We start from the raw sequence: 16,635 nt of genomic DNA, 5'->3' as shown, positions 1-16,635 counted from the left end.
AATGCGTTCCACTCTGATCTCCGCTGTTGCGCTGACTGCGCTGGTCGCCCTTGCCGGATGTAGCGGTGACAGCGGCGAATCCGCGTCCGGAGCGAATGCCGATGCGTGCACCCAATTTGCGGCAGCACATGACGAGCTAACCGACTTGACTGCAGCCGGCCCCGTCGACGGCGACGCCGAGAAGTGGACGGCGGACAAGGATGCCGCAATCGCCAAGTTCGGGCCGCTCGGCGACAGTGCCTCCGGCGACGTGCAGACGCAGCTGCAGTCGTTGGTGACGGCACTCCCCGCTGACTCGCTGGAACTGGCCGAGCCAGACAGTGAATCAGGTCAAGCGTTCGTGGACAACTCCGCTGCTGTCGCATCGGCGTGCGAGAGTGACGGAACCACGATCACTCTTGCCGAGTTCCCGCTCCAGAAGTTCTGATCGCCCATTATCTCTGTGAAAATGGCCCCGGCGAATCGCCGGGGCCATTTGTCTTAGGTTCAAAGATTTCTGAACCGAAAGATTGTTTGCCTTAAGAAAAGCACCTGTCCCTACCGATTCGTCGGCAGAAGCAGGCGCTATTCCTCTCGCTTTTCAGGACTTGCTGTGTGCCCCACCGCTTGGCTCGTCGGTGTCGCCGATGGCTTCGCCGCTGCCGCCGGTGGTGTCCGCGGGGGTCGAGAGCTTACGGCCGACGTCGGTGCCGCCGGCGAGGATGTCGCGGATCTGGACGAGAACGTCGACGTCGCTCAGCTCCTTCTCGGGCTGGCTGACGAACCGCTTCTTGGCCGTGTTCACAGGCAAGATGAGGACGAAGTAGACGACAGCCGCGATGATGATGAAGTTGATGACTGCGGTCACCACTGCGCCGACATTGATGAAAGTCTCGGCGCTGGATGTGATTTGGAATCCCCAGCCGTACTCGTTGGAACCGCCGATGGCGGCCACGAGGGGATTGACGATGTTGGTGGTGAATGCCGTGACGATCGCAGTGAACGCAGCGCCGACGACAACCGCCACGGCGAGGTCCACGACGTTTCCTCGGAGCAGGAAGTCCTTGAATCCCTTGAGCATGAGCCCTCCTCATTTTCGATCGGACGTGCGCATTGTGTACTGGGGCAAGACGTTAGTCGAACGAGATGCGGATCTGTCGGACGTCGCAAGTGATTGAAAGTGCGCGTATGTGAGGGTTACACACAAAAATCATTCGAAGTTGTTAATGACTACGGGCATTTCATCCCGTATCCTTCCCCAGGAATGAGTCTCGGTGATGTAAGTCGAGGCGGTCGGATTCGGCAGGAGTGGAGCCTGCGAAACGACTCGATGTGTTGCTTCAACGAGGGGAATTATGAACAAGTCTCGTTTCACGGCGCTGCGCCGAATCGGCCGAATCGCGGCGCTCGGTGCAGCCGCATCGATGGCCGTCGGACTGATGTCCACCGGGGTGGCCAATGCCGAAACCTTCGTGCCCCTCCCTAACGGCGAAAAGGTGGCAGGGCCCTACAAGATCGCCCACTTCGACGAGTCCGCCAAGGTTGCTCCGCAGATCGCCTTCAACGGGCTGAACCGGAACGCATGGGCCACCGGCACTGCGCTGTCGGAGGTCCCCGAGGGTGCAGAAGGCACCCTCAAGACCGGATATCTCGTCGGGTGCCAGTTGGACATGGAAGACCTCAACCTCGGTTTCGACCTCGGTGCAGGCATCGAAGGCGGCAACACCAACATCATCACGCTGTTCCCCAATCTGTTCCAGATCGGTGGCGAGGGCGAGACCACCAACAAGATCGAGGGCGGTCTGTCGTTCGAGGTTCCGCTGAAGGATCGCGAAGTTGCTGCGGTCGAGGTCGCCTCGAAGGACGTCAAGGGCCCCGTCACGGCGATTCAGTACCAGGACGTCGCGATCTCCGTGCAGAACTGCGGTGGGTACGCCCAGGCTCGCTCGTACACCACGCTCGAGCTGACCGGCGATTACCGATACAAGGGCACGCTCTACGGCCAGCCGTTCAGCCTCGGCTGACGCTCGAACGACTTCGCAGAACTTACGAGGGGAATAGACCAACGTGAAGAACAACAAGAGCGCAGCCGCACGCATCGCGGCCCTGGGCGCAGCAGGAGCCGTCGCACTCGGCTTCTGGTCGGCCGGCGCAGCCAACGCAGACACCTTCGTGCCGCTCGCGGACAACGAGATCTCGAAGACGCTCATCGACGGAACCGTCGTGACCATCAAGGGATTCGGCCAGAGCGGCCTGATATCGCCGTCCATGGGTGCTACCCCGACCCAGCGCAACGTGTGGGTCACCGGCAACTACACCGTCGAAACCTCCAACCCCGGTGGCGGTTCCATCGAACCGGGCTTCCTCGTCGGATGCCAGGTGGACTTCGCGGCCGGCATCAGCGGCGGCGTCGAAGGATCCTTCGGCCAGGGCAACACGATCAAGCTCGAGCCGGGTAAACCCCTGAGTTCACTCGAGATCAACCGCACGCAGCCGAACACGTACGACATCGGCGCAGGCGTCAACCTGGACCTGGCTCCCGGTCAGCTCAACGACATCAAACTGGTCGCTGACGAGACAAGCGCCAAGATCGACGGCGTCACCGTTGCCACGGACACGTCCAACAGCTTCGACTTCTCCGGCAACGGCGGCGGTTACACGTACGCCGACGAGACCCTCAGTGTCTCGGGCTGTGCAGGATTCGCTGAGGCGCGGTCCTACGTCAACGTCACCATCGACAACGACGCAGTGACGTCCACCGTGACGCTGTGGGGACAGCCCTTCAGCATCGGCTGATTCGTCGCATTTTCGGCTTCTGGCGGTGACGCATTTCGCGTCACCGCCAGAGGTGTTTTACCCGTCAGTAAGCAAAGTACTTGTGATTTTTAACAGAGTTAGTGCAAGGCGACCTCGCACGATAGGATCCCGGTTATGGGTCGTCACAGAGCAGGGGATGCTGCACCGTCACGTGACTGGATCGACGCTCAGATCGGCAAGCGGCACCGGCTGTCGCGGTTCCACGATCCGAGTATCGCGCTGGATGATCAGTCTGCGCTGCTCTGGCTGTTCCCGACGCGAGCCGACGTGGGGGATTACGCCCACCGGGACGAGGCGTACCGGAACCTCGGAACGTCCGCAGCCCTCAATGTCATGCGAAACGTCTTCGCCGACTTCGACTCCTACGTGCTCCACCTCTCGGACCAGCGCGTCGTGGAGCACCGGCCCATGCGCGCCGACGACGCGTTGCACAGTGACGTCTTCATCGAGACCTACGAGGCCGCCGACGGCGCCGACGTCTACGGGGTCCGCGTCGTCTTCACCGACACGATCGGCGCACTCGTGTTCACCGACCACGCCACGTTCGTCGGCAAGTTGGAGCCCCAGCAGGCCCCGATCCACGACGAAGAAGTGAAGCCTCCCGCGAAGACCGACCCGGGGCTTGCCGCCAGCAGCTGAGCGGGCCCTAGCGCAACGTCACCGTGAGCGAGCTGGTCAACGAGGCTCCGGCAACGGTCGTTGCATCGTTCGCTGACATGGCGATCAGCACCACACGATCACGGCCGCGCTGCTGGGCGGTGTCGGCCGACACGAGAACGACTACGGCCTCCGTCGCCAGAATGCGAGGCGACTTGTCGTCGTCACCGTTGCCGACCGTCAGAACGTCGACGACGTCTCCGGAGCGAAGTAATTCGGTCACACCAGGATCGCCCAGCCGAACGGGGACCACTCGGGCATCGGCCGTGTCGGTGATTGCCTCCGCCAGTCGCGACGACAACAAGCGCACGTCGGTGAGCGGCTCACCGGCACGGATCGGGCCGGCCAGAGTGCGCGCCGACGCGTCGTCGACATCGGTGATCGCGCCGTCCGGAACGGACGACGGCGCGTACTCGCGAAGTTCCACGTCGCCGACCGTCAACTGGACTCCAGGAGTCAGATCACGCGCCGCGACGACCACGACGACATGATCGTCGGCCGCCGCGTCCCGCGCGAACAGTGCCACGGCGCACACCGCGAGAACACCCGCCGCGATGCGGCGCAGGAGGACAGCGTGCATCCAGGCCGGCCGAGCCGACAGGCGATCGAGCAGGGTGGCGTCGAGACGAGAGGACGCAGCGAGTTTCGACGGGGGTCGTCCGGAAGACCGGCGGCGATCACGGGAAGGCGGCATGTCGGTCACGCTAGCGACCGCGGACCCTTACACCGACGAAAACAGGCCCCGGCTGTGGATGAAGCCGGAGCCTGTGGACAACTGGAAAAACTAGGAGCTGGCAGCAGCCTTCGACGGCGTGCTCGACGTGGACGTGCTGGAGCTGGAGGATGAAGAATCGCTGGTCGACGACGTCTTGGTCTCCGTCTTGGTCGACGAGTCGCTCTTGGATTCGCCTGCGCTCTCGCTCACCGAGCTGGATCCGCCGCGGCTGTCGGTTCGGTAGAATCCGCTGCCCTTGAACACGATGCCGACCGAGTTGAACAGTTTGCGCAGCTTGCCCGAGCAGGCCGGGCACACCGTCAGGGAGTCGTCACTGAAGGACTGCACGATGTCGAATCGGTTGTCGCATTCGGTGCAGGCGTACGAATATGTGGGCATCGATGATCCTCCGCGCTGGTCCACTCCATCGGTGAAAGAGAGAGCATTGGCACTCTACAGTCATGACTGCCAACGAAGCCATTCGGCCGACTATTCCCCAGTGAGTTCCACCAGGCCACCGTCCGGTGTCAGCGCGTGCGTGGACCGTCGATCATGCGGTTCCTCGGGCAACTTCTCCACCAGTTCCCCGTCACGCACGATCGCGACGATCGGAACGCCTGGTTCGACGAGGTCGAGCGTCCTGTCGTAGAACCCGGCACCGCGGCCCAGCCGAACTCCCCGGTAATCGACGGCCAGAGCGGGCACGAACACCAACGAACACCGTGTCACGGACTCCGGGTCCAACACCGGACCGCTCGGTTCGAGCAATCCGTAGGGAGCCGCCCGAAGGCTGCCCCGACCTGTGTATTCTGCCCAGTGCAACGGCCCCGGTTCCCTCGCGACCGGGACCAGAACCTGGGGGGTTCGATGAAGAAGTCCGTCGAGCAGGTCGAGTGAACCAGGTTCGCTCCCGACCGGCACGTAAGCAGCCACAGCACTCGCTCCCCGCGCCGAATCAGCCGCGGCATGACAGAGTTTCCTGGATTCCTCGGCGTGAAGTTCGGCGCTGAGAGCGCGACGAGCGGTCAGGACATGACGTCGCCACGCGTCCTTGGACACAGGCGTCGAAAACTCACCGTTCGTCATAAGTTTTCAGCTTAAGCACCAACGGAAAACAGCCATCACACGCGGAGCGAATCCGCAGCGAGCATGGATAGGGTAGGCAATATGACAGACGCGTCGACAGGTCCGGTACGGCATTTCAGAACTGCGATCGTTCCCGCCGCAGGAATGGGAACCCGATTCCTGCCTGCCACCAAAACGGTCCCGAAAGAATTGCTGCCCGTCGTCGATACGCCGGGGATCGAATTGGTCGCCGGTGAGGCCGCCGATTCCGGCGCACAGCGTCTGGTGATCGTCACATCGCCCGGTAAGGACGGTGTCGTCGCACACTTCGTCGAGGACCTCGTCCTGGAGACCAAGCTCGAAGCCAGCGGCAAGCTGAAGATGCTCGAGAAGGTCCGGGTGGCGCCCGCGCTGCTCGACGTCCAGTCGGTCGTACAGAAGGAGCCGCTCGGACTCGGCCACGCCGTCGCGTGCGCCGAGGAAGTGCTCGACGACGACGAAAGCGCCGTGGCCGTGCTGCTTCCCGACGACCTGGTGCTTCCTCGCGGTGTTCTCGACGTCATGTCGCGCGTCCGTGCCAAGCGCGGCGGTTCCGTCCTGTGCGCATTCGAGGTCCCGGAAGAGAACGTCTCCGCCTACGGCGTCTTCGAGGTCGAGACGGTTCCCGACGCCGTCAACCCGAACGTGCTCAAGGTCACCGGCATGGTGGAGAAGCCCAAGCGCGAAGACGCCCCGTCGCTGTTCGCCGCGGCGGGCCGCTACCTGCTCGACCGTGCGATCTTCGACGCGCTCCGACGCATCGAGCCCGGCGCGGGCGGCGAACTTCAGCTCACCGACGCCATCGCACTCCTCATCGAAGAAGGCCACCCGGTCCACGTCGTCGTCCACCGCGGACCCCGACACGACCTCGGAAATCCCGGAGGATACCTCCGCGCTGCGGTTGACTTTGCTCTCGAACGTGATGATTACGGTCCGGCGTTGCGTGAGTGGCTGACCGAGCGTCTGAGTGACGACTGGGCGCCGCAGCTCACGAAGTACGAGTAGGCCCGCGAAGTGTGAAAATCGGAGGAAGGGCCAGATGCGCTCGGTTGAGGATCAGCAGACCCGAGTGACTGCTGCGGCAGTTGCACCGCGGCCTGTTCGGGTCGCGATCTCGGAAGCGCAGGGCCTGCTCTGCGCGGAAGAAGTCGTCACCGAGCGCCCCCTGCCCGGCTTCGACCAGGCGGCCATCGACGGATACGCCGTCCGCAGCGTCGACGTCGCACAGGCCGGTACCGACCTGCGCAACGAGGACGACGAGCGGATCGAACTCACCTTGCCCGTCGTCGGTGAGGTGAGCGCAGGGTCGCGTCAACCGATCCGATTGCAGCCACGGCAGGCCGTGCGCGTCGACACCGGTGCACCGCTACCGACGCTCGCCGACGCGGTGTTGCCGCTCGACCGCACCGACGGTGGACACGCACGGGTGAAGGTCTATCGACCGGTGCGCTCGGGCGACTACGTCCGCAAGATCGGCGACGACGTACAACCCGGCGACGTCGCCGTCCGGTCCGGAACCATCATCGGAGCTGCTCAGGTGGGCCTGCTTGCCGCCGTCGGGCGAGACAAGGTGCTGGTACACCCGCGCCCGAGGCTGTCCGTGATCTCGGTGGGTGGCGAACTCGTCGACACCGATCGGACGCCGGGCCCAGGGCAGGTCTACGACGTCAACTCCTATTCACTGGCCGCCGCGGCCCGCGACGCAGGCGCCGACGTCAACCGCGTCGGAATCGTCAGCACCGACCCGAAGCGACTGCGCGAAGTGGTGGAAGGTCAGCTCATCCGCTCGGAGATCGTGGTCATCGCGGGTGCGGTCGGTGGCGGTGCATCGGACTCGGTACGCGAAGCGCTGTCCGAACTGGGCGATCTGGAAGTCGAACGTGTCGCCATGCACCCCGGATCGGTCCAAGGCTTCGGCCAGCTCGGACGCGACGAGGTCCCGACCTTCCTGCTGCCCGCGAACCCCGTCAGCGCGCTCGTGGTCTTCGAGGTGATGGTCCGGCCGCTCATTCGCATTGCGCTGGGACGCAGGCAGCCGATGCGCCGCACCGTCACCGCACGCACCGTCGCGCCCATCACGTCCATCGAGGATCGCAAGGGATTCCTGCGCGGCCAGCTGATGCGCGACGAGGAAACCGGTGAATATCTGGTCCAGGCACTCGGGGGAGCGCCGGGCGCGTCGTCTCACCTCCTGGCGACGCTCGCCGAGGCCAACTGTCTGGTCGTCATCGACCCCGACGTCACCGAAATTCGGACCGGTGAAGAGGTCGACGTGTCCTTCCTGGCGCAGAGGGGATAGCGCTTCATTCGAGTGGAAATGCGTCCTGGGGGACGCATTTCCACTCACATACTCAGGGCGCCTAATATCGAAAAATGTCACGCACGTGGTCGAGCCACCCTGGGTGGCCGGCGAAGTTGGGTCCTCTGACGGTGTCGGCCGGAACGGTGACGCTCCGCCCGGTGCGCCTGCGTGACGGTGCATCCTGGAGCCGGACGAGGATCGCCGATCGTGCACACCTCGAGCCGTGGGAGCCCACAGGTGAAGGTGCATGGGTTGCACGCCATCACATTTCTGCTTGGCCAGGCCTCGTGTCGGGTCTGAAGTCGGAGGCCCGCAAGGGCCACATGCTGCCGATGGCGATCGAGCTGAACGGCGACTTCTGTGGCCAGCTCACCGTCGGCAACATCGTCCGCGGGGCGCTCCGATCGGCGTGGATCGGATACTGGGTCGCCAAGGAAGTCAACGGCCACGGCGTCGCAACGGCGGCGCTGGCGCTGGGCCTGGACCATTGCTTCGGCCCCGTCGGCCTGCACCGAGTCGAAGCGACGGTGCGGCCGGAGAACCACGCGAGCCAGGCCGTGCTGCGCAACGTCGGGTTCCGCGAAGAGGGACTGCTGAAGAACTACCTCGACGTCGACGGACGGTGGCGCGACCACGTTCTGGTGGCCATGACGTCCCACGAGGTACAGGGGACCGTCGCGGATCGATTGGTACGGGCAGGCCGAGCAGCCTGGGCGTGAGCATCTCCGCTGACGGCTCGAGGCTCGTGTGACTAAAGTGACGTGTGTGTAATTCGGGTCGGCGCGTCTCCGCGGTTAGGGCACCTCTTCCGCATAGCCTGATCCAGTCACCGATGTAACCGGATCTGCCTCGGAAGGAGAACGCGCGCGATGCCCAACTCGATCATCTGGATCGGTCTGGTCGCCATCTGGGTGTTCGTTCTGCTCCCGATGATGACGAGCAAGCGTCCTCGGATCATGCAGACATCCGACGTCGCCTTGGCCACCCGCGTACTCCATCGCGGCGGCACCAAGCGGACGGCACGAGGGCCCGCAGCCGGCCACGCCAGCGACCCGGACTGGCGGCCCGAATACGACGAGCGCGTATCCGCTCCGGCGAGCGTCGTCTTCGGACGGCGCTCCGAGCACACCGACCCATCCGGTCGCGAACACCCGAACACCCAGGCGGAGGACCGTATGGACACTCACGCAGATCCCGATATGGACGACATGAACGACACGGACGTCGCCGACGAGCGGGACTACGTTCCCAACCGCCGGGGGCGCGGCGGATTCGATCCCGAGGCCGACGCCATCGCCCGTGCCGCCCGCTACTCGTTCCGCCAGCGCGCAGTGCTGGGACTGGTCTTCGCGGCCATCACCACCGGCGCGCTAGCCGTGATCCTCACTCCGATGCTGTGGTGGGCGTGCGGTCTGGCGGTGCTGTCGTTGGTGGGGTACCTCTACTACCTCCGCCGTCAGGTGCAGATCGAGCAGGAGATCCGTCGCCGACGCATGACTCGCATGGGCCGCTCCAGGCTCGGTGTCGAGTCTCGTACGGACGACGAGCTCAAACTGGTCCCGCAGCGTCTGAGGCGACCGGGTGCCGTGGTCCTCGAAATCGACGACGAGGACCCGGAATTCGACCACCTGGACCATTACGACGAGCCGTTCCAGCAGCAAGGTTCGATGGACGACGACATCCGACGCGCCTCGGGAGCATGACGCCTGCGCGCCTTTGATATGGTTGCTCAGCGGTTCGCGAGGATCGCAAGAAGGGGCTGTGGCGCAGTTGGTAGCGCGTCTCGTTCGCATCGAGAAGGTCAGGGGTTCGATTCCCCTCAGCTCCACCAAGAATCCAGCTCCACCAAGAATTCAGCTCCACCAAGAATTCAGCTCCACCAGAAATGCTCGTACGAACAAGATGAGGCTCGGCCCGGTTATCCGGGCCGAGCCTCATTTGTTCGGTGCGTCTGGGATCAGTTGGAGGAACCAGCGCCCAGCAGGTCGATGATCGGGATGTCCGATGCGGAGCTTCCCGTGGTGCTGCCGGTGGAGAGAAGGCTGGAGATGAATGCTGCGAGATCCATGCGGTGAGCTCCTTGTACTGAAGGGGTGTTGTTCGCGAACGTCGTCGGCACTGACACCGACAAGAAGTATTGATACAGGATTCAATTCGGTCACGTCCACGGTTACGGAAGAAATCATCCCACTGCAGTCTGTTTTTGAGAGGTATCACAAGCAACTGGTCTCGGCGGGGCCATCCGATCGTGATGAATTACTGGTCTGTGGGCACAGTCCGTCGTGATGGCGGGGAGATCGAACCGGTAGGCTTTGGCCGGAAAATGTTTCAATCAGTATCGATGGTCGACGTCTACTGGGGAAGCGTCACCCCGGTCGCGGGCTTGTTCGCCGCGACCCCGAGGTAGTGGAGTGGTGTATGGCTTTCGAGATCGTCGACCTCGAAGAAACCTGGGTTGCCGGTCTTCCGGTTCGCAGCCCCAAGCGTGCGCTGGGGCGGCTGAACGACCCTGCTCTCGATCAGGCGTGGTCCTCCGTTCTGAAGCAGGACATCGGTGGCCCACTTGCCTCCGTCTACACCGATTTCGCACCGGGCATCGGCTCGTACAACACCCAGATCGTCGGTTACCGCTGTTCGGCACTCTCCGAGGTCACGCGGGGGCATCTGGTCGCGCGTATCCCGGCCGCCAAATACGCCAAGTTCTCGTCCGTCGGCCATTTCCCGGATGTGATGGTCCGGTTGTGGCAGCAGATCGAGCACGCGGAAGAGCAGCACGAGATCACGCGTACGTTCACCGCCGATTACGAGTGTTATCCGCACGCCTACAAGATCGACCTCTATCTGTCGATCGAGCAGTCGGGGACGCGGGCGTGAGTCATCGAGTGACCGCACGTAGCGCGGAGCTGTTCGGCGGCCTCGTCGCGCCCAGGATCACCCCGGGCGCAGAGGCCAGCACCAGCGAGCTGTTCCGGTTCCTGCGCGAACGAATTCGCGATCAGCACTTGGGGCCTGTCGACATCAGCACCGTGTACGTCCCGGACGCGGCCGGTGATTACAACGCGGTCGTCGCAACGCCGTTCGATTCTCCGTCGGACGTTCCGGTGGGTGACGTATTCGTATCCGTACCCAGTGGGGTGTATGCGGTATTCGTCCCCGATGGGGTAATTCAAGACCCCATCGAGGACGTGTGGGCCCAGGTCGAGGACGCCACAGCTAATGGCGAGCTATTCCGGGCATACAAAGAAGACATCGAAGTCGTTACAAAAACCGGCGAAGTGGAACTTTATATTTCGATAGTTATCTGATTCGTCCAACGCGTCACTTATTCGTCACTCGTGGATCACAATAGTGATACATGTGAGGTTAGTATTGTCCTGCGCAACCGGACTGTCGGGTGGGTCGGCGAATTCGAAAACACGGGTTCGGAGCATTCCTCGAGCGGTCTCAGCAGGGCGGCGTCGGTGTCATGAGTAGGCAACTGAGCAGGGGTGAGTAGTTCATGGTTAGGCAACTGAGGGCAGAAGCCACGCGTGCAGCAGCATTGCGGGCGGCCGCAGATCTTTTTCTCGAGGTCGGACACGCAAATGCCACACTGAGCCAGGTGTCGGCGAAGTCCGGAGTGACCAAAGGCGCTCTGTATTTCCATTTCGCGTCCAAGGAAGAGCTCGCTCGCGCCATCGTCGACGAGGGCCATGAGCGCGTCTCCACCGCATGTGCCGGCCTCGTGGATTCGCGGTCGCCCGCACTCGAGTCGGTCATCGGCATCTCCTACTCCGTCCTCGAACTCGCCGCGTCGGATCCGCTGGTCCGCGTGATGTACCGCCTGCAGATGGAGATCGACGGTTCCGAGACGGCACGCGGCAGTGTGTTCGGCACCTGGGGCAACATCTTCGAGCACCTCTTCGACCGTGCGATCGAGCACGGGGACGTGGCCGACCATCTGGATTCGTCCAACGCAGCCCTTCTCGTGTGCGAGATGCTCGCCGGCGTGTTGATGGTGTCCGAGGCTCAGTCGACGTTGGAAACCGCGCCGTCGAGGATGGAGAAGGTGTGGAACACCGTTCTGCCGTCTCTGGTGCCGCCGAACAAGCTCGGATACTTCCGCGAATTCGCGGCCCGCAGCCTGTCCAGTTTCGTTCCTGCCTCCGAGCTGGTGAACGAGTCCGTCCACGTCTGACGCCTGCTTGCGGAGTCTCGGAACCAGGCGGACACTGTGTGACATGAACCACACAGCACTGACCGAGCATCGAATGTCCGACGCCGAGCTCCGCAAAGCAATCAAGACGCTGCAGAGCAGGGCCGACGACGCCCGCCATCGCGGAGACGAGGACGATGCGACGCGCATCGAATCGACCGTCGCCGATTACCGTGAGGAAATGTCGAAGCGCCTCTAGCCGAATCGTTCGGTTTTGATGCGTGGCGGTAGGTGGCCGTCCTGCACCAGCAGGTCTGCTGCTGCCTCGACGAAGCCTGTCGGTCCACACACGAAGCACGACGGCGCGAACTCGGCGGGCCATCCGTCGGCGACGAGATCGTCCGACGTCAGTCTGCCGACGCGGCCTCGGTACCCGTCGGGTGCCTCCCTGGTGAAGCGGTATGCGACGTCGATCCCGCCTGGCATCGAGCGAAGCTCGGACGCGTACATGACCTCCGCGGGTGTGCGTACCGAATAGACGAGGCGGAAGGGAGTCTTGCGTACCGCCGTCCTGCGGGCGCGAAGCATCGACATCAGAAGAACGACGCCGGAGCCGCCTGCCAGGAGCAACACCGGGGAAGGGTCGGATTCGTTCCAGACGAACCATCCGCCGATCGGTCCGCGCATTTCGACCTGCTCGCCGACCTCGAGGACCCCGGTGAGATACGGCGACACCTCGCCGTCGTCGACGTTCTGAACGGTGAGCGCGACGGTTTTGCCGTCCGTAGGAGTTGCTATCGAGTAACTACGCTGCGCCGAGTAACCGTCCTCGGCGGTGAGGCGCACGTCGACGTGCTGCCCCGGCAGGTGGCCCGGCCAGTCCGGAATGTCGAAGACGAGGGTCTCGGCGGTCGAGGTTTCCCTGATCTTCGCGACGAGTGTTGCAATCAGCCATTTCAATCTCCCTGATACCTCTGCTCCTGCCACGGATCGCCGTAGTCGTGGTACCCGTTGCGTTCCCAGAACCCGGGCTCGTCGCGCATGAGCAAGGTCAGCTTCTCGATCCACTTGGCCGATTTCCAGAAGTACAGGCCCGGAACGAGCAGGCGCGCCGGCCCACCGTGCTCGGGGTGCAGCGGTGTGCCGTCGTATTCGTATGCGAGCCAAGCCTTTCCGTTGCGCAACTCGCTCAGCGGCAGGTTGGTGGTGTACCCGTCACGCCCATGGGCCATCACGTGGGTTGCGGTGGTCTCTATCCCGTCCAACACCGTGTCCAGTGACACCCCGCGCCACCGAGTGTCCAACTTGGACCACTTGGTGACGCAGTGGATGTCCACCGTCGGCTTCTCCGCGGGCAGAGCGCGCATCTCGTTCCACGTCCAACGATGCTTCTCGCCGCGCTCGGTGACGACCGTGAACTCCCAACCCTCGGTACGAACGCGAGGGGTAGGCCCGACGGACAGAACCGGGAAATCGTCGGTTCGGTACTGGCCGGGCGGGATACGGGACGAGTCGCCTCTGTTCTTGCCGACGAATCCCCTCGACACTATTGCCATCGGACCAGTCTCCTCCGTCGACACCACCAGCGACAACCGGGCGGGCGCGTAGGGTGCGAAGGACACATTCTTCGAGTTCGTGGGGGACGAGACACACGATGACCATCAAGGATCTGCGCGGAAAGAAGACGCTCGTCACGGGGGCGGGCAGCGGAATCGGGCGTGCCACGGCCATCGCCGCGTCCAAAGCGGGCGCAGCGCTGTACCTCACCGATATCAACGAGGTGGGATTGAAGGAGACCGTCGCGGCGGTCGGCTCGTCGGTCGAGATGTACGAGGCCTTCGACGTCTCGGACTACGAGGCCGTGACGTCGTTCGCGTCCACAGTGCACGAGTCCGTCGACAGCCTCGACATCGTCATGAACGTCGCAGGGATCTCGGCGTGGGGAACGGTGGAGAACCTCGAGCATAGGCACTGGAAGTCGATGATCGACGTCAACCTCATGGGCCCGATCCACGTCATGGAGAACTTTCTTCCCGCGATGGTGAAGGCAGGCCGCGGTGGTCATCTGGTCAACGTCTCGTCCGCGGCCGGTCTCATTCCACTGCCGTGGCATGCCGCCTACAGCGCCAGCAAATACGGATTGCGCGGAGCCTCGGAAGTCCTGCGCTACGACCTCAAGCGGCACGGCATCGGCGTCAGCCTCGTCGTACCGGGCGGGGTCAAGACCGGCCTGGTGAACACCGTGGAGATCGCGGGCGTCGACCGCGAGGATCCGCGAGTGCAGAAGCTGCAGCATCGATTCGAGAAACGCGCCGTCGAACCCGATGTGGTGGCGGACGCGATCATCACGGGAATCGTCAAGAACCGCTATCTGGTCTACTCGTCCAACGACATTCGCTTCGGGTACTGGTGGGCTCGAAAGTTCGCGCCGCCCTACGAGTTCGTGCTGCAGAAGGCCAACGACCAGTTCGGGAAATTGCTGAAGAAGTCATAGGTCGACGTCCAGACGACGTGCGCCCGGTCCACTACCTGCCAACTCGTCGCCCGGATTGGCGAGCGCGCAACTGGAGAGCGACAGGCAGCCGCACCCGATGCAGCCCGTCAGATCGTCTCGGAGCCTGACGAGTTGCTCGATGCGGCGGTCCAGGTCGGCATGCCAGTGGCCCGAGAGCTTGGCCCAGTCGCGTTTGGTGGGTGTCCGCTCCTCCGGGAGGTCGGCCAACGCGTCGCGAATGCGTGACAATGGAATGCCGACCTTCTGCGAGATGCGGATGAACGCAACGCGCCGCAGAGTGTCGCGGTGGTAGCGGCGTTGGTTTCCCGACGTGCGTCGGCTGGTGATGAGACCCTGCTTTTCGTAGAAGTGCAAGGCCGACACCGCAACTCCGCTGCGCTCGGACAGTTGGCCTGGGCTCAGTTCACGTACTTTCCAGTCGGGCATCGGCATACCTCGACATTACTTGCGCTTACAGAACCTCGCGCACCTTGTCGGCAGGCCGAGCGAGCACAGTGCCCTTGTCCGTCACGACGATCGGACGTTCGATGAGGATGGGGTGTTCGACCATTGCTGCAACGAGAGCCTCCTCGGATGCATCCTTCAAACCGAGTTCCTTGTAGAGCGCCTCTTTTCGACGGATCGCCTGGGAGGCCGTCAGGCCCGCGTCGTCGAGAATCTTGCGCAGGCCGTCCTTGGTGGGCGGAGTCTCGAGGTACTTCACGACGGTCGGCTCGATCCCCGCTTCCTGGATGGCCTTCAATACGGTGCGCGAGGTGTTGCATCGGGGATTGTGGTAGATGGTCGCAGACGAAGTCATGGACATAGATAGTGCCACTGTTTGTGGTCCGAGTCGGTCGGGTAGTCGAGTGCAATGACTGATCGACGAGTAGTGATCGCAGGCGGACACGGCAAGATCGCGCAGCACCTGATTCAGGTTCTCACGGCACAGGGCGATCGAGCGGTGGCATTGATTCGAAATCCCCATCATGTCGACGCCGTAACGGCGTTGGGCGCACTTCCCGAGGTCGTGGACCTCGAAAGCGCATCGGTGGACGACGTCGCTGCCCTGCTGCACGACGCCGATGCCGTGGTCTTCGCAGCGGGCGCCGGCCCGTCCGGCGGCGTAGAGCGCAAGGACACCGTCGACAGGGCGGCGTCGGTGTTGCTGGCCGACGCGGCAGAGAAGGCGGGTGTTGCTCGGTTCGTGCAGATCAGCTCGTTCGGAGCGGGTGAACCGGTTGCGGACGACGCCGAAGACACCTGGAAGGCGTACATCGCTGCGAAAACGGCGGCCGAGGAAGACCTGAAGTCCAGGCAGAAGTTGGACTGGACCATTGTGCGTCCCGGTGGATTGACGGACGACGAGCCGACCGGCCACGTCACATTGACGGCGCCGCCGCTGGAGCGTGGGACGGTTCCGCGCGCTGACGTCGCTGCCGTCATCGCAGCGCTGATCGAAGCTCCGGCCGCCGCAGGCAAGACCCTGATGTTGACGTCGGGCGATACCACCGTGGAGGACGCTGTCTCCGCGGCCTAGTCGCGTGGGTGCGTGATAGAAAGTCCAGCATGCGCATCCACGTCGACCCTGCGTCCGGGACTCCGTTGTTCGAGCAGGTCAGGTCGGGGATTCTCGATCTGGTACGCAGCGGGGAACTGGTCGCGGAGACCAAGATTCCGACGGTGCGCGGTCTGGCCGAGGAACTGTCCATCGCTCCGCACACCGTTGCGAAGGCGTACAAGGAACTCGAGGCGCAAGGCGTCATATCCGCTCGCGGGCGTCTGGGGACGTTCATAGCCTCCGGTGGTGACCCCACCGAGGACAATGCGGCGCGCGCCGCGCGCAGATACGTGACCGAGCTGCGTGCCCTCGGTCTGTCCGACGACAGGATTCGGAGCCATGTCGACACAGCACTAAGTTGACGCTTCAACATAACTGTGCCAGGGTAGGCCCGTTCCCATTTGCCGTGCCCGAAGGATCTGACATGAACTCGACCATCTTCCGCGACATCGCAACTCTCGTTGCCCGAATTGGCCTGGGCATCGTGTTCATTGCCCACGGGTGGCAGAAGCTCAACACCAACGGCCTCGACGCAACCAAGGCCGGCTTCGAAGGTATGGGCGTGCCGTTGCCCGCAGTCTCCGCGTACTTCGCCACCTTCGTCGAACTGATCGGCGGCGTGGCGCTGGTAGTCGGCATCTTCACCCCGATCATCGGCATCCTGCTGTTCCTCGACATGCTCGGCGCATTCCTGTTCGTGCACTACGACCTGGGTGTGTTCGTCGCCGAAGGTGGCTACGAGCTCGTCGTCGCACTCGGCGTCGCCTCCCTGTTGATCGCTGCGGTCGGTGCAGGACGCTTCAGCCTCGACGCCGCAACCGGCGGCCGGACGAGCTTCGCGAAATCGCGCGCCTGACCCCTGTGCTCGACC

General features: G+C 63.5%; 24 protein-coding genes and 1 tRNA gene. 17 read left to right on the top strand and 8 right to left on the bottom strand.

Annotated features, from left to right (window positions below; genetic code table 11):
• The first annotated feature begins 1 nt into the window (after position 1).
• Positions 2-427, top strand: a complete 426-nt coding sequence (locus CH293_RS03520; protein WP_094719387.1) for a hypothetical protein — start codon at positions 2-4, stop codon at positions 425-427.
• A 153-nt stretch (positions 428-580) separates the two neighbouring features.
• Here CH293_RS03520 and mscL read toward each other — a convergent pair whose 3' ends face one another.
• Entirely contained in the window at positions 581-1,060 is a 480-nt protein-coding gene (gene mscL / locus CH293_RS03515) for a large conductance mechanosensitive channel protein MscL (protein WP_020111421.1), read from the bottom strand.
• 274 nt (positions 1,061-1,334) lie between these two features.
• On the opposite strand from mscL, the gene CH293_RS03510 reads away from it, so the two are divergent.
• The 3 genes from CH293_RS03510 (at position 1,335) to CH293_RS03500 (ending at position 3,435) form a co-directional block, all read left to right on the top strand.
• On the top strand, positions 1,335-2,003 hold the full coding sequence (locus CH293_RS03510; RefSeq protein WP_020111420.1) for an MspA family porin: 669 nt from the start codon (positions 1,335-1,337) through the stop codon (positions 2,001-2,003).
• 43 nt (positions 2,004-2,046) lie between these two features.
• A complete protein-coding gene (locus CH293_RS03505; RefSeq protein ID WP_094719386.1) occupies positions 2,047-2,775 on the top strand; it encodes an MspA family porin in 729 nt (242 codons plus the stop codon).
• 135 nt (positions 2,776-2,910) lie between these two features.
• Entirely contained in the window at positions 2,911-3,435 is a 525-nt protein-coding gene (locus CH293_RS03500; RefSeq protein ID WP_020111418.1) for a hypothetical protein, read from the top strand.
• 7 nt (positions 3,436-3,442) lie between these two features.
• Here CH293_RS03500 and CH293_RS03495 read toward each other — a convergent pair whose 3' ends face one another.
• From CH293_RS03495 to CH293_RS03485, 3 genes are all read right to left on the bottom strand, one after another.
• Positions 3,443-4,156 (bottom strand): SAF domain-containing protein, encoded by a 714-nt coding sequence (locus tag CH293_RS03495; RefSeq protein ID WP_094719385.1) that lies wholly within the window; start codon positions 4,154-4,156, stop codon positions 3,443-3,445.
• An 81-nt stretch (positions 4,157-4,237) separates the two neighbouring features.
• Complete coding sequence (locus tag CH293_RS03490) at positions 4,238-4,567, bottom strand: FmdB family zinc ribbon protein (RefSeq protein ID WP_019664510.1); 330 nt, start codon at positions 4,565-4,567, stop codon at positions 4,238-4,240.
• Positions 4,568-4,657: 90 nt separating this feature from the next.
• A complete protein-coding gene (locus tag CH293_RS03485) occupies positions 4,658-5,254 on the bottom strand; it encodes a 5-formyltetrahydrofolate cyclo-ligase (protein WP_052059295.1) in 597 nt (198 codons plus the stop codon).
• Between the two features lie 81 nt (positions 5,255-5,335).
• On the opposite strand from CH293_RS03485, the gene CH293_RS03480 reads away from it, so the two are divergent.
• The 9 genes from CH293_RS03480 to CH293_RS28110 all read left to right on the top strand — a co-directional run bounded on the left by CH293_RS03480 (position 5,336) and on the right by CH293_RS28110 (position 11,968).
• Positions 5,336-6,277, top strand: a complete 942-nt coding sequence (locus tag CH293_RS03480) for a UTP--glucose-1-phosphate uridylyltransferase (protein ID WP_037110633.1) — start codon at positions 5,336-5,338, stop codon at positions 6,275-6,277.
• Between the two features lie 34 nt (positions 6,278-6,311).
• Positions 6,312-7,571: a gephyrin-like molybdotransferase Glp gene (gene glp, locus CH293_RS03475; RefSeq protein WP_037110634.1), complete on the top strand. Its 1,260-nt coding sequence runs from the start codon at positions 6,312-6,314 to the stop codon at positions 7,569-7,571.
• Between the two features lie 74 nt (positions 7,572-7,645).
• Positions 7,646-8,293 carry a GNAT family N-acetyltransferase gene (locus tag CH293_RS03470; protein ID WP_037110635.1) on the top strand — a complete coding sequence of 216 codons (648 nt, stop codon included), beginning with the start codon at positions 7,646-7,648 and terminating at the stop codon, positions 8,291-8,293.
• 150 nt (positions 8,294-8,443) lie between these two features.
• Positions 8,444-9,277: a gephyrin-like molybdotransferase receptor GlpR gene (glpR, locus tag CH293_RS03465; RefSeq protein ID WP_094719384.1), complete on the top strand. Its 834-nt coding sequence runs from the start codon at positions 8,444-8,446 to the stop codon at positions 9,275-9,277.
• Positions 9,278-9,329: 52 nt separating this feature from the next.
• Positions 9,330-9,405: transfer RNA gene (locus tag CH293_RS03460), tRNA-Ala, on the top strand.
• A gap of 587 nt (positions 9,406-9,992) precedes the next feature.
• Positions 9,993-10,448: a GyrI-like domain-containing protein gene (locus CH293_RS03455; protein WP_094719383.1), complete on the top strand. Its 456-nt coding sequence runs from the start codon at positions 9,993-9,995 to the stop codon at positions 10,446-10,448.
• Between the two features lie 8 nt (positions 10,449-10,456).
• Entirely contained in the window at positions 10,457-10,879 is a 423-nt protein-coding gene (locus tag CH293_RS03450; RefSeq protein ID WP_094719382.1) for an effector binding domain-containing protein, read from the top strand.
• A gap of 194 nt (positions 10,880-11,073) precedes the next feature.
• A complete protein-coding gene (locus CH293_RS03445; RefSeq protein WP_026347686.1) occupies positions 11,074-11,751 on the top strand; it encodes a ScbR family autoregulator-binding transcription factor in 678 nt (225 codons plus the stop codon).
• Positions 11,752-11,794: 43 nt separating this feature from the next.
• Complete coding sequence (locus CH293_RS28110; protein ID WP_020111410.1) at positions 11,795-11,968, top strand: hypothetical protein; 174 nt, start codon at positions 11,795-11,797, stop codon at positions 11,966-11,968.
• Here CH293_RS28110 and CH293_RS03440 read toward each other — a convergent pair.
• Positions 11,965-12,669 carry a ferredoxin reductase gene (locus CH293_RS03440; protein ID WP_094719381.1) on the bottom strand — a complete coding sequence of 235 codons (705 nt, stop codon included), beginning with the start codon at positions 12,667-12,669 and terminating at the stop codon, positions 11,965-11,967. The genes CH293_RS28110 and CH293_RS03440 overlap by 4 nt on opposite strands.
• A complete protein-coding gene (locus CH293_RS03435; RefSeq protein WP_037110775.1) occupies positions 12,666-13,265 on the bottom strand; it encodes a sulfite oxidase-like oxidoreductase in 600 nt (199 codons plus the stop codon). Before CH293_RS03435 ends, CH293_RS03440 begins: the two co-directional genes overlap by 4 nt.
• Before the next feature lie 98 nt (positions 13,266-13,363).
• On the opposite strand from CH293_RS03435, the gene CH293_RS03430 reads away from it, so the two are divergent.
• Positions 13,364-14,203 (top strand): SDR family oxidoreductase, encoded by an 840-nt coding sequence (locus CH293_RS03430; RefSeq protein WP_037110640.1) that lies wholly within the window; start codon positions 13,364-13,366, stop codon positions 14,201-14,203.
• Here the strand turns inward: CH293_RS03430 and soxR are convergent.
• Together soxR and arsC are read right to left on the bottom strand one after the other, a co-directional pair.
• On the bottom strand, positions 14,198-14,656 hold the full coding sequence (gene soxR / locus CH293_RS03425) for a redox-sensitive transcriptional activator SoxR (RefSeq protein WP_026347689.1): 459 nt from the start codon (positions 14,654-14,656) through the stop codon (positions 14,198-14,200). The two genes, CH293_RS03430 and soxR, sit on opposite strands and share 6 nt — an antisense overlap.
• A 19-nt stretch (positions 14,657-14,675) precedes the next feature.
• Positions 14,676-15,023 carry an arsenate reductase (glutaredoxin) gene (gene arsC / locus CH293_RS03420; RefSeq protein WP_369597555.1) on the bottom strand — a complete coding sequence of 116 codons (348 nt, stop codon included), beginning with the start codon at positions 15,021-15,023 and terminating at the stop codon, positions 14,676-14,678.
• 54 nt (positions 15,024-15,077) lie between these two features.
• On the opposite strand from arsC, the gene CH293_RS03415 reads away from it, so the two are divergent.
• The 3 genes from CH293_RS03415 (at position 15,078) to CH293_RS03405 (ending at position 16,620) form a co-directional block, all read left to right on the top strand.
• Positions 15,078-15,743 carry an NAD(P)-binding oxidoreductase gene (locus tag CH293_RS03415; protein ID WP_037110642.1) on the top strand — a complete coding sequence of 222 codons (666 nt, stop codon included), beginning with the start codon at positions 15,078-15,080 and terminating at the stop codon, positions 15,741-15,743.
• A gap of 29 nt (positions 15,744-15,772) precedes the next feature.
• A complete protein-coding gene (locus CH293_RS03410) occupies positions 15,773-16,126 on the top strand; it encodes a GntR family transcriptional regulator (protein ID WP_037110643.1) in 354 nt (117 codons plus the stop codon).
• A 62-nt stretch (positions 16,127-16,188) separates the two neighbouring features.
• Complete coding sequence (locus tag CH293_RS03405) at positions 16,189-16,620, top strand: DoxX family protein (RefSeq protein WP_037110644.1); 432 nt, start codon at positions 16,189-16,191, stop codon at positions 16,618-16,620.
• Positions 16,621-16,635: the final 15 nt, after the last annotated feature.

This window comes from Rhodococcus sp. 14-2470-1b (assembly GCF_002259415.1).
Lineage (GTDB): Bacteria > Actinomycetota > Actinomycetes > Mycobacteriales > Mycobacteriaceae > Rhodococcoides.
Note: the sequence above shows the minus strand (reverse complement) of the source record. Positions and strands in the feature narration are given on the sequence as shown.

Excerpts from the sequence above, each read along its gene's own strand:
- CH293_RS03520 (WP_094719387.1), top strand. The coding sequence starts at position 2 with ATGCGTTCCACTCTGATCTCCGCTGTTGCGCTGACTGCGCTGGTCGCC.
- mscL (WP_020111421.1), bottom strand. The coding sequence starts at position 1,060 with ATGCTCAAGGGATTCAAGGACTTCCTGCTCCGAGGAAACGTCGTGGAC.
- CH293_RS03510 (WP_020111420.1), top strand. The coding sequence starts at position 1,335 with ATGAACAAGTCTCGTTTCACGGCGCTGCGCCGAATCGGCCGAATCGCG.
- CH293_RS03500 (WP_020111418.1), top strand. The coding sequence starts at position 2,911 with ATGGGTCGTCACAGAGCAGGGGATGCTGCACCGTCACGTGACTGGATC.
- CH293_RS03490 (WP_019664510.1), bottom strand. The coding sequence starts at position 4,567 with ATGCCCACATATTCGTACGCCTGCACCGAATGCGACAACCGATTCGAC.
- CH293_RS03485 (WP_052059295.1), bottom strand. The coding sequence starts at position 5,254 with ATGACGAACGGTGAGTTTTCGACGCCTGTGTCCAAGGACGCGTGGCGA.
- CH293_RS03480 (WP_037110633.1), top strand. The coding sequence starts at position 5,336 with ATGACAGACGCGTCGACAGGTCCGGTACGGCATTTCAGAACTGCGATC.
- glp (WP_037110634.1), top strand. The coding sequence starts at position 6,312 with ATGCGCTCGGTTGAGGATCAGCAGACCCGAGTGACTGCTGCGGCAGTT.
- CH293_RS03470 (WP_037110635.1), top strand. The coding sequence starts at position 7,646 with ATGTCACGCACGTGGTCGAGCCACCCTGGGTGGCCGGCGAAGTTGGGT.
- glpR (WP_094719384.1), top strand. The coding sequence starts at position 8,444 with ATGCCCAACTCGATCATCTGGATCGGTCTGGTCGCCATCTGGGTGTTC.
- CH293_RS03455 (WP_094719383.1), top strand. The coding sequence starts at position 9,993 with ATGGCTTTCGAGATCGTCGACCTCGAAGAAACCTGGGTTGCCGGTCTT.
- CH293_RS03445 (WP_026347686.1), top strand. The coding sequence starts at position 11,074 with ATGGTTAGGCAACTGAGGGCAGAAGCCACGCGTGCAGCAGCATTGCGG.
- CH293_RS28110 (WP_020111410.1), top strand. The coding sequence starts at position 11,795 with ATGAACCACACAGCACTGACCGAGCATCGAATGTCCGACGCCGAGCTC.
- CH293_RS03435 (WP_037110775.1), bottom strand. The coding sequence starts at position 13,265 with ATGGCAATAGTGTCGAGGGGATTCGTCGGCAAGAACAGAGGCGACTCG.
- CH293_RS03430 (WP_037110640.1), top strand. The coding sequence starts at position 13,364 with ATGACCATCAAGGATCTGCGCGGAAAGAAGACGCTCGTCACGGGGGCG.
- soxR (WP_026347689.1), bottom strand. The coding sequence starts at position 14,656 with ATGCCGATGCCCGACTGGAAAGTACGTGAACTGAGCCCAGGCCAACTG.
- arsC (WP_369597555.1), bottom strand. The coding sequence starts at position 15,023 with ATGACTTCGTCTGCGACCATCTACCACAATCCCCGATGCAACACCTCG.
- CH293_RS03415 (WP_037110642.1), top strand. The coding sequence starts at position 15,078 with ATGACTGATCGACGAGTAGTGATCGCAGGCGGACACGGCAAGATCGCG.
- CH293_RS03410 (WP_037110643.1), top strand. The coding sequence starts at position 15,773 with ATGCGCATCCACGTCGACCCTGCGTCCGGGACTCCGTTGTTCGAGCAG.
- CH293_RS03405 (WP_037110644.1), top strand. The coding sequence starts at position 16,189 with ATGAACTCGACCATCTTCCGCGACATCGCAACTCTCGTTGCCCGAATT.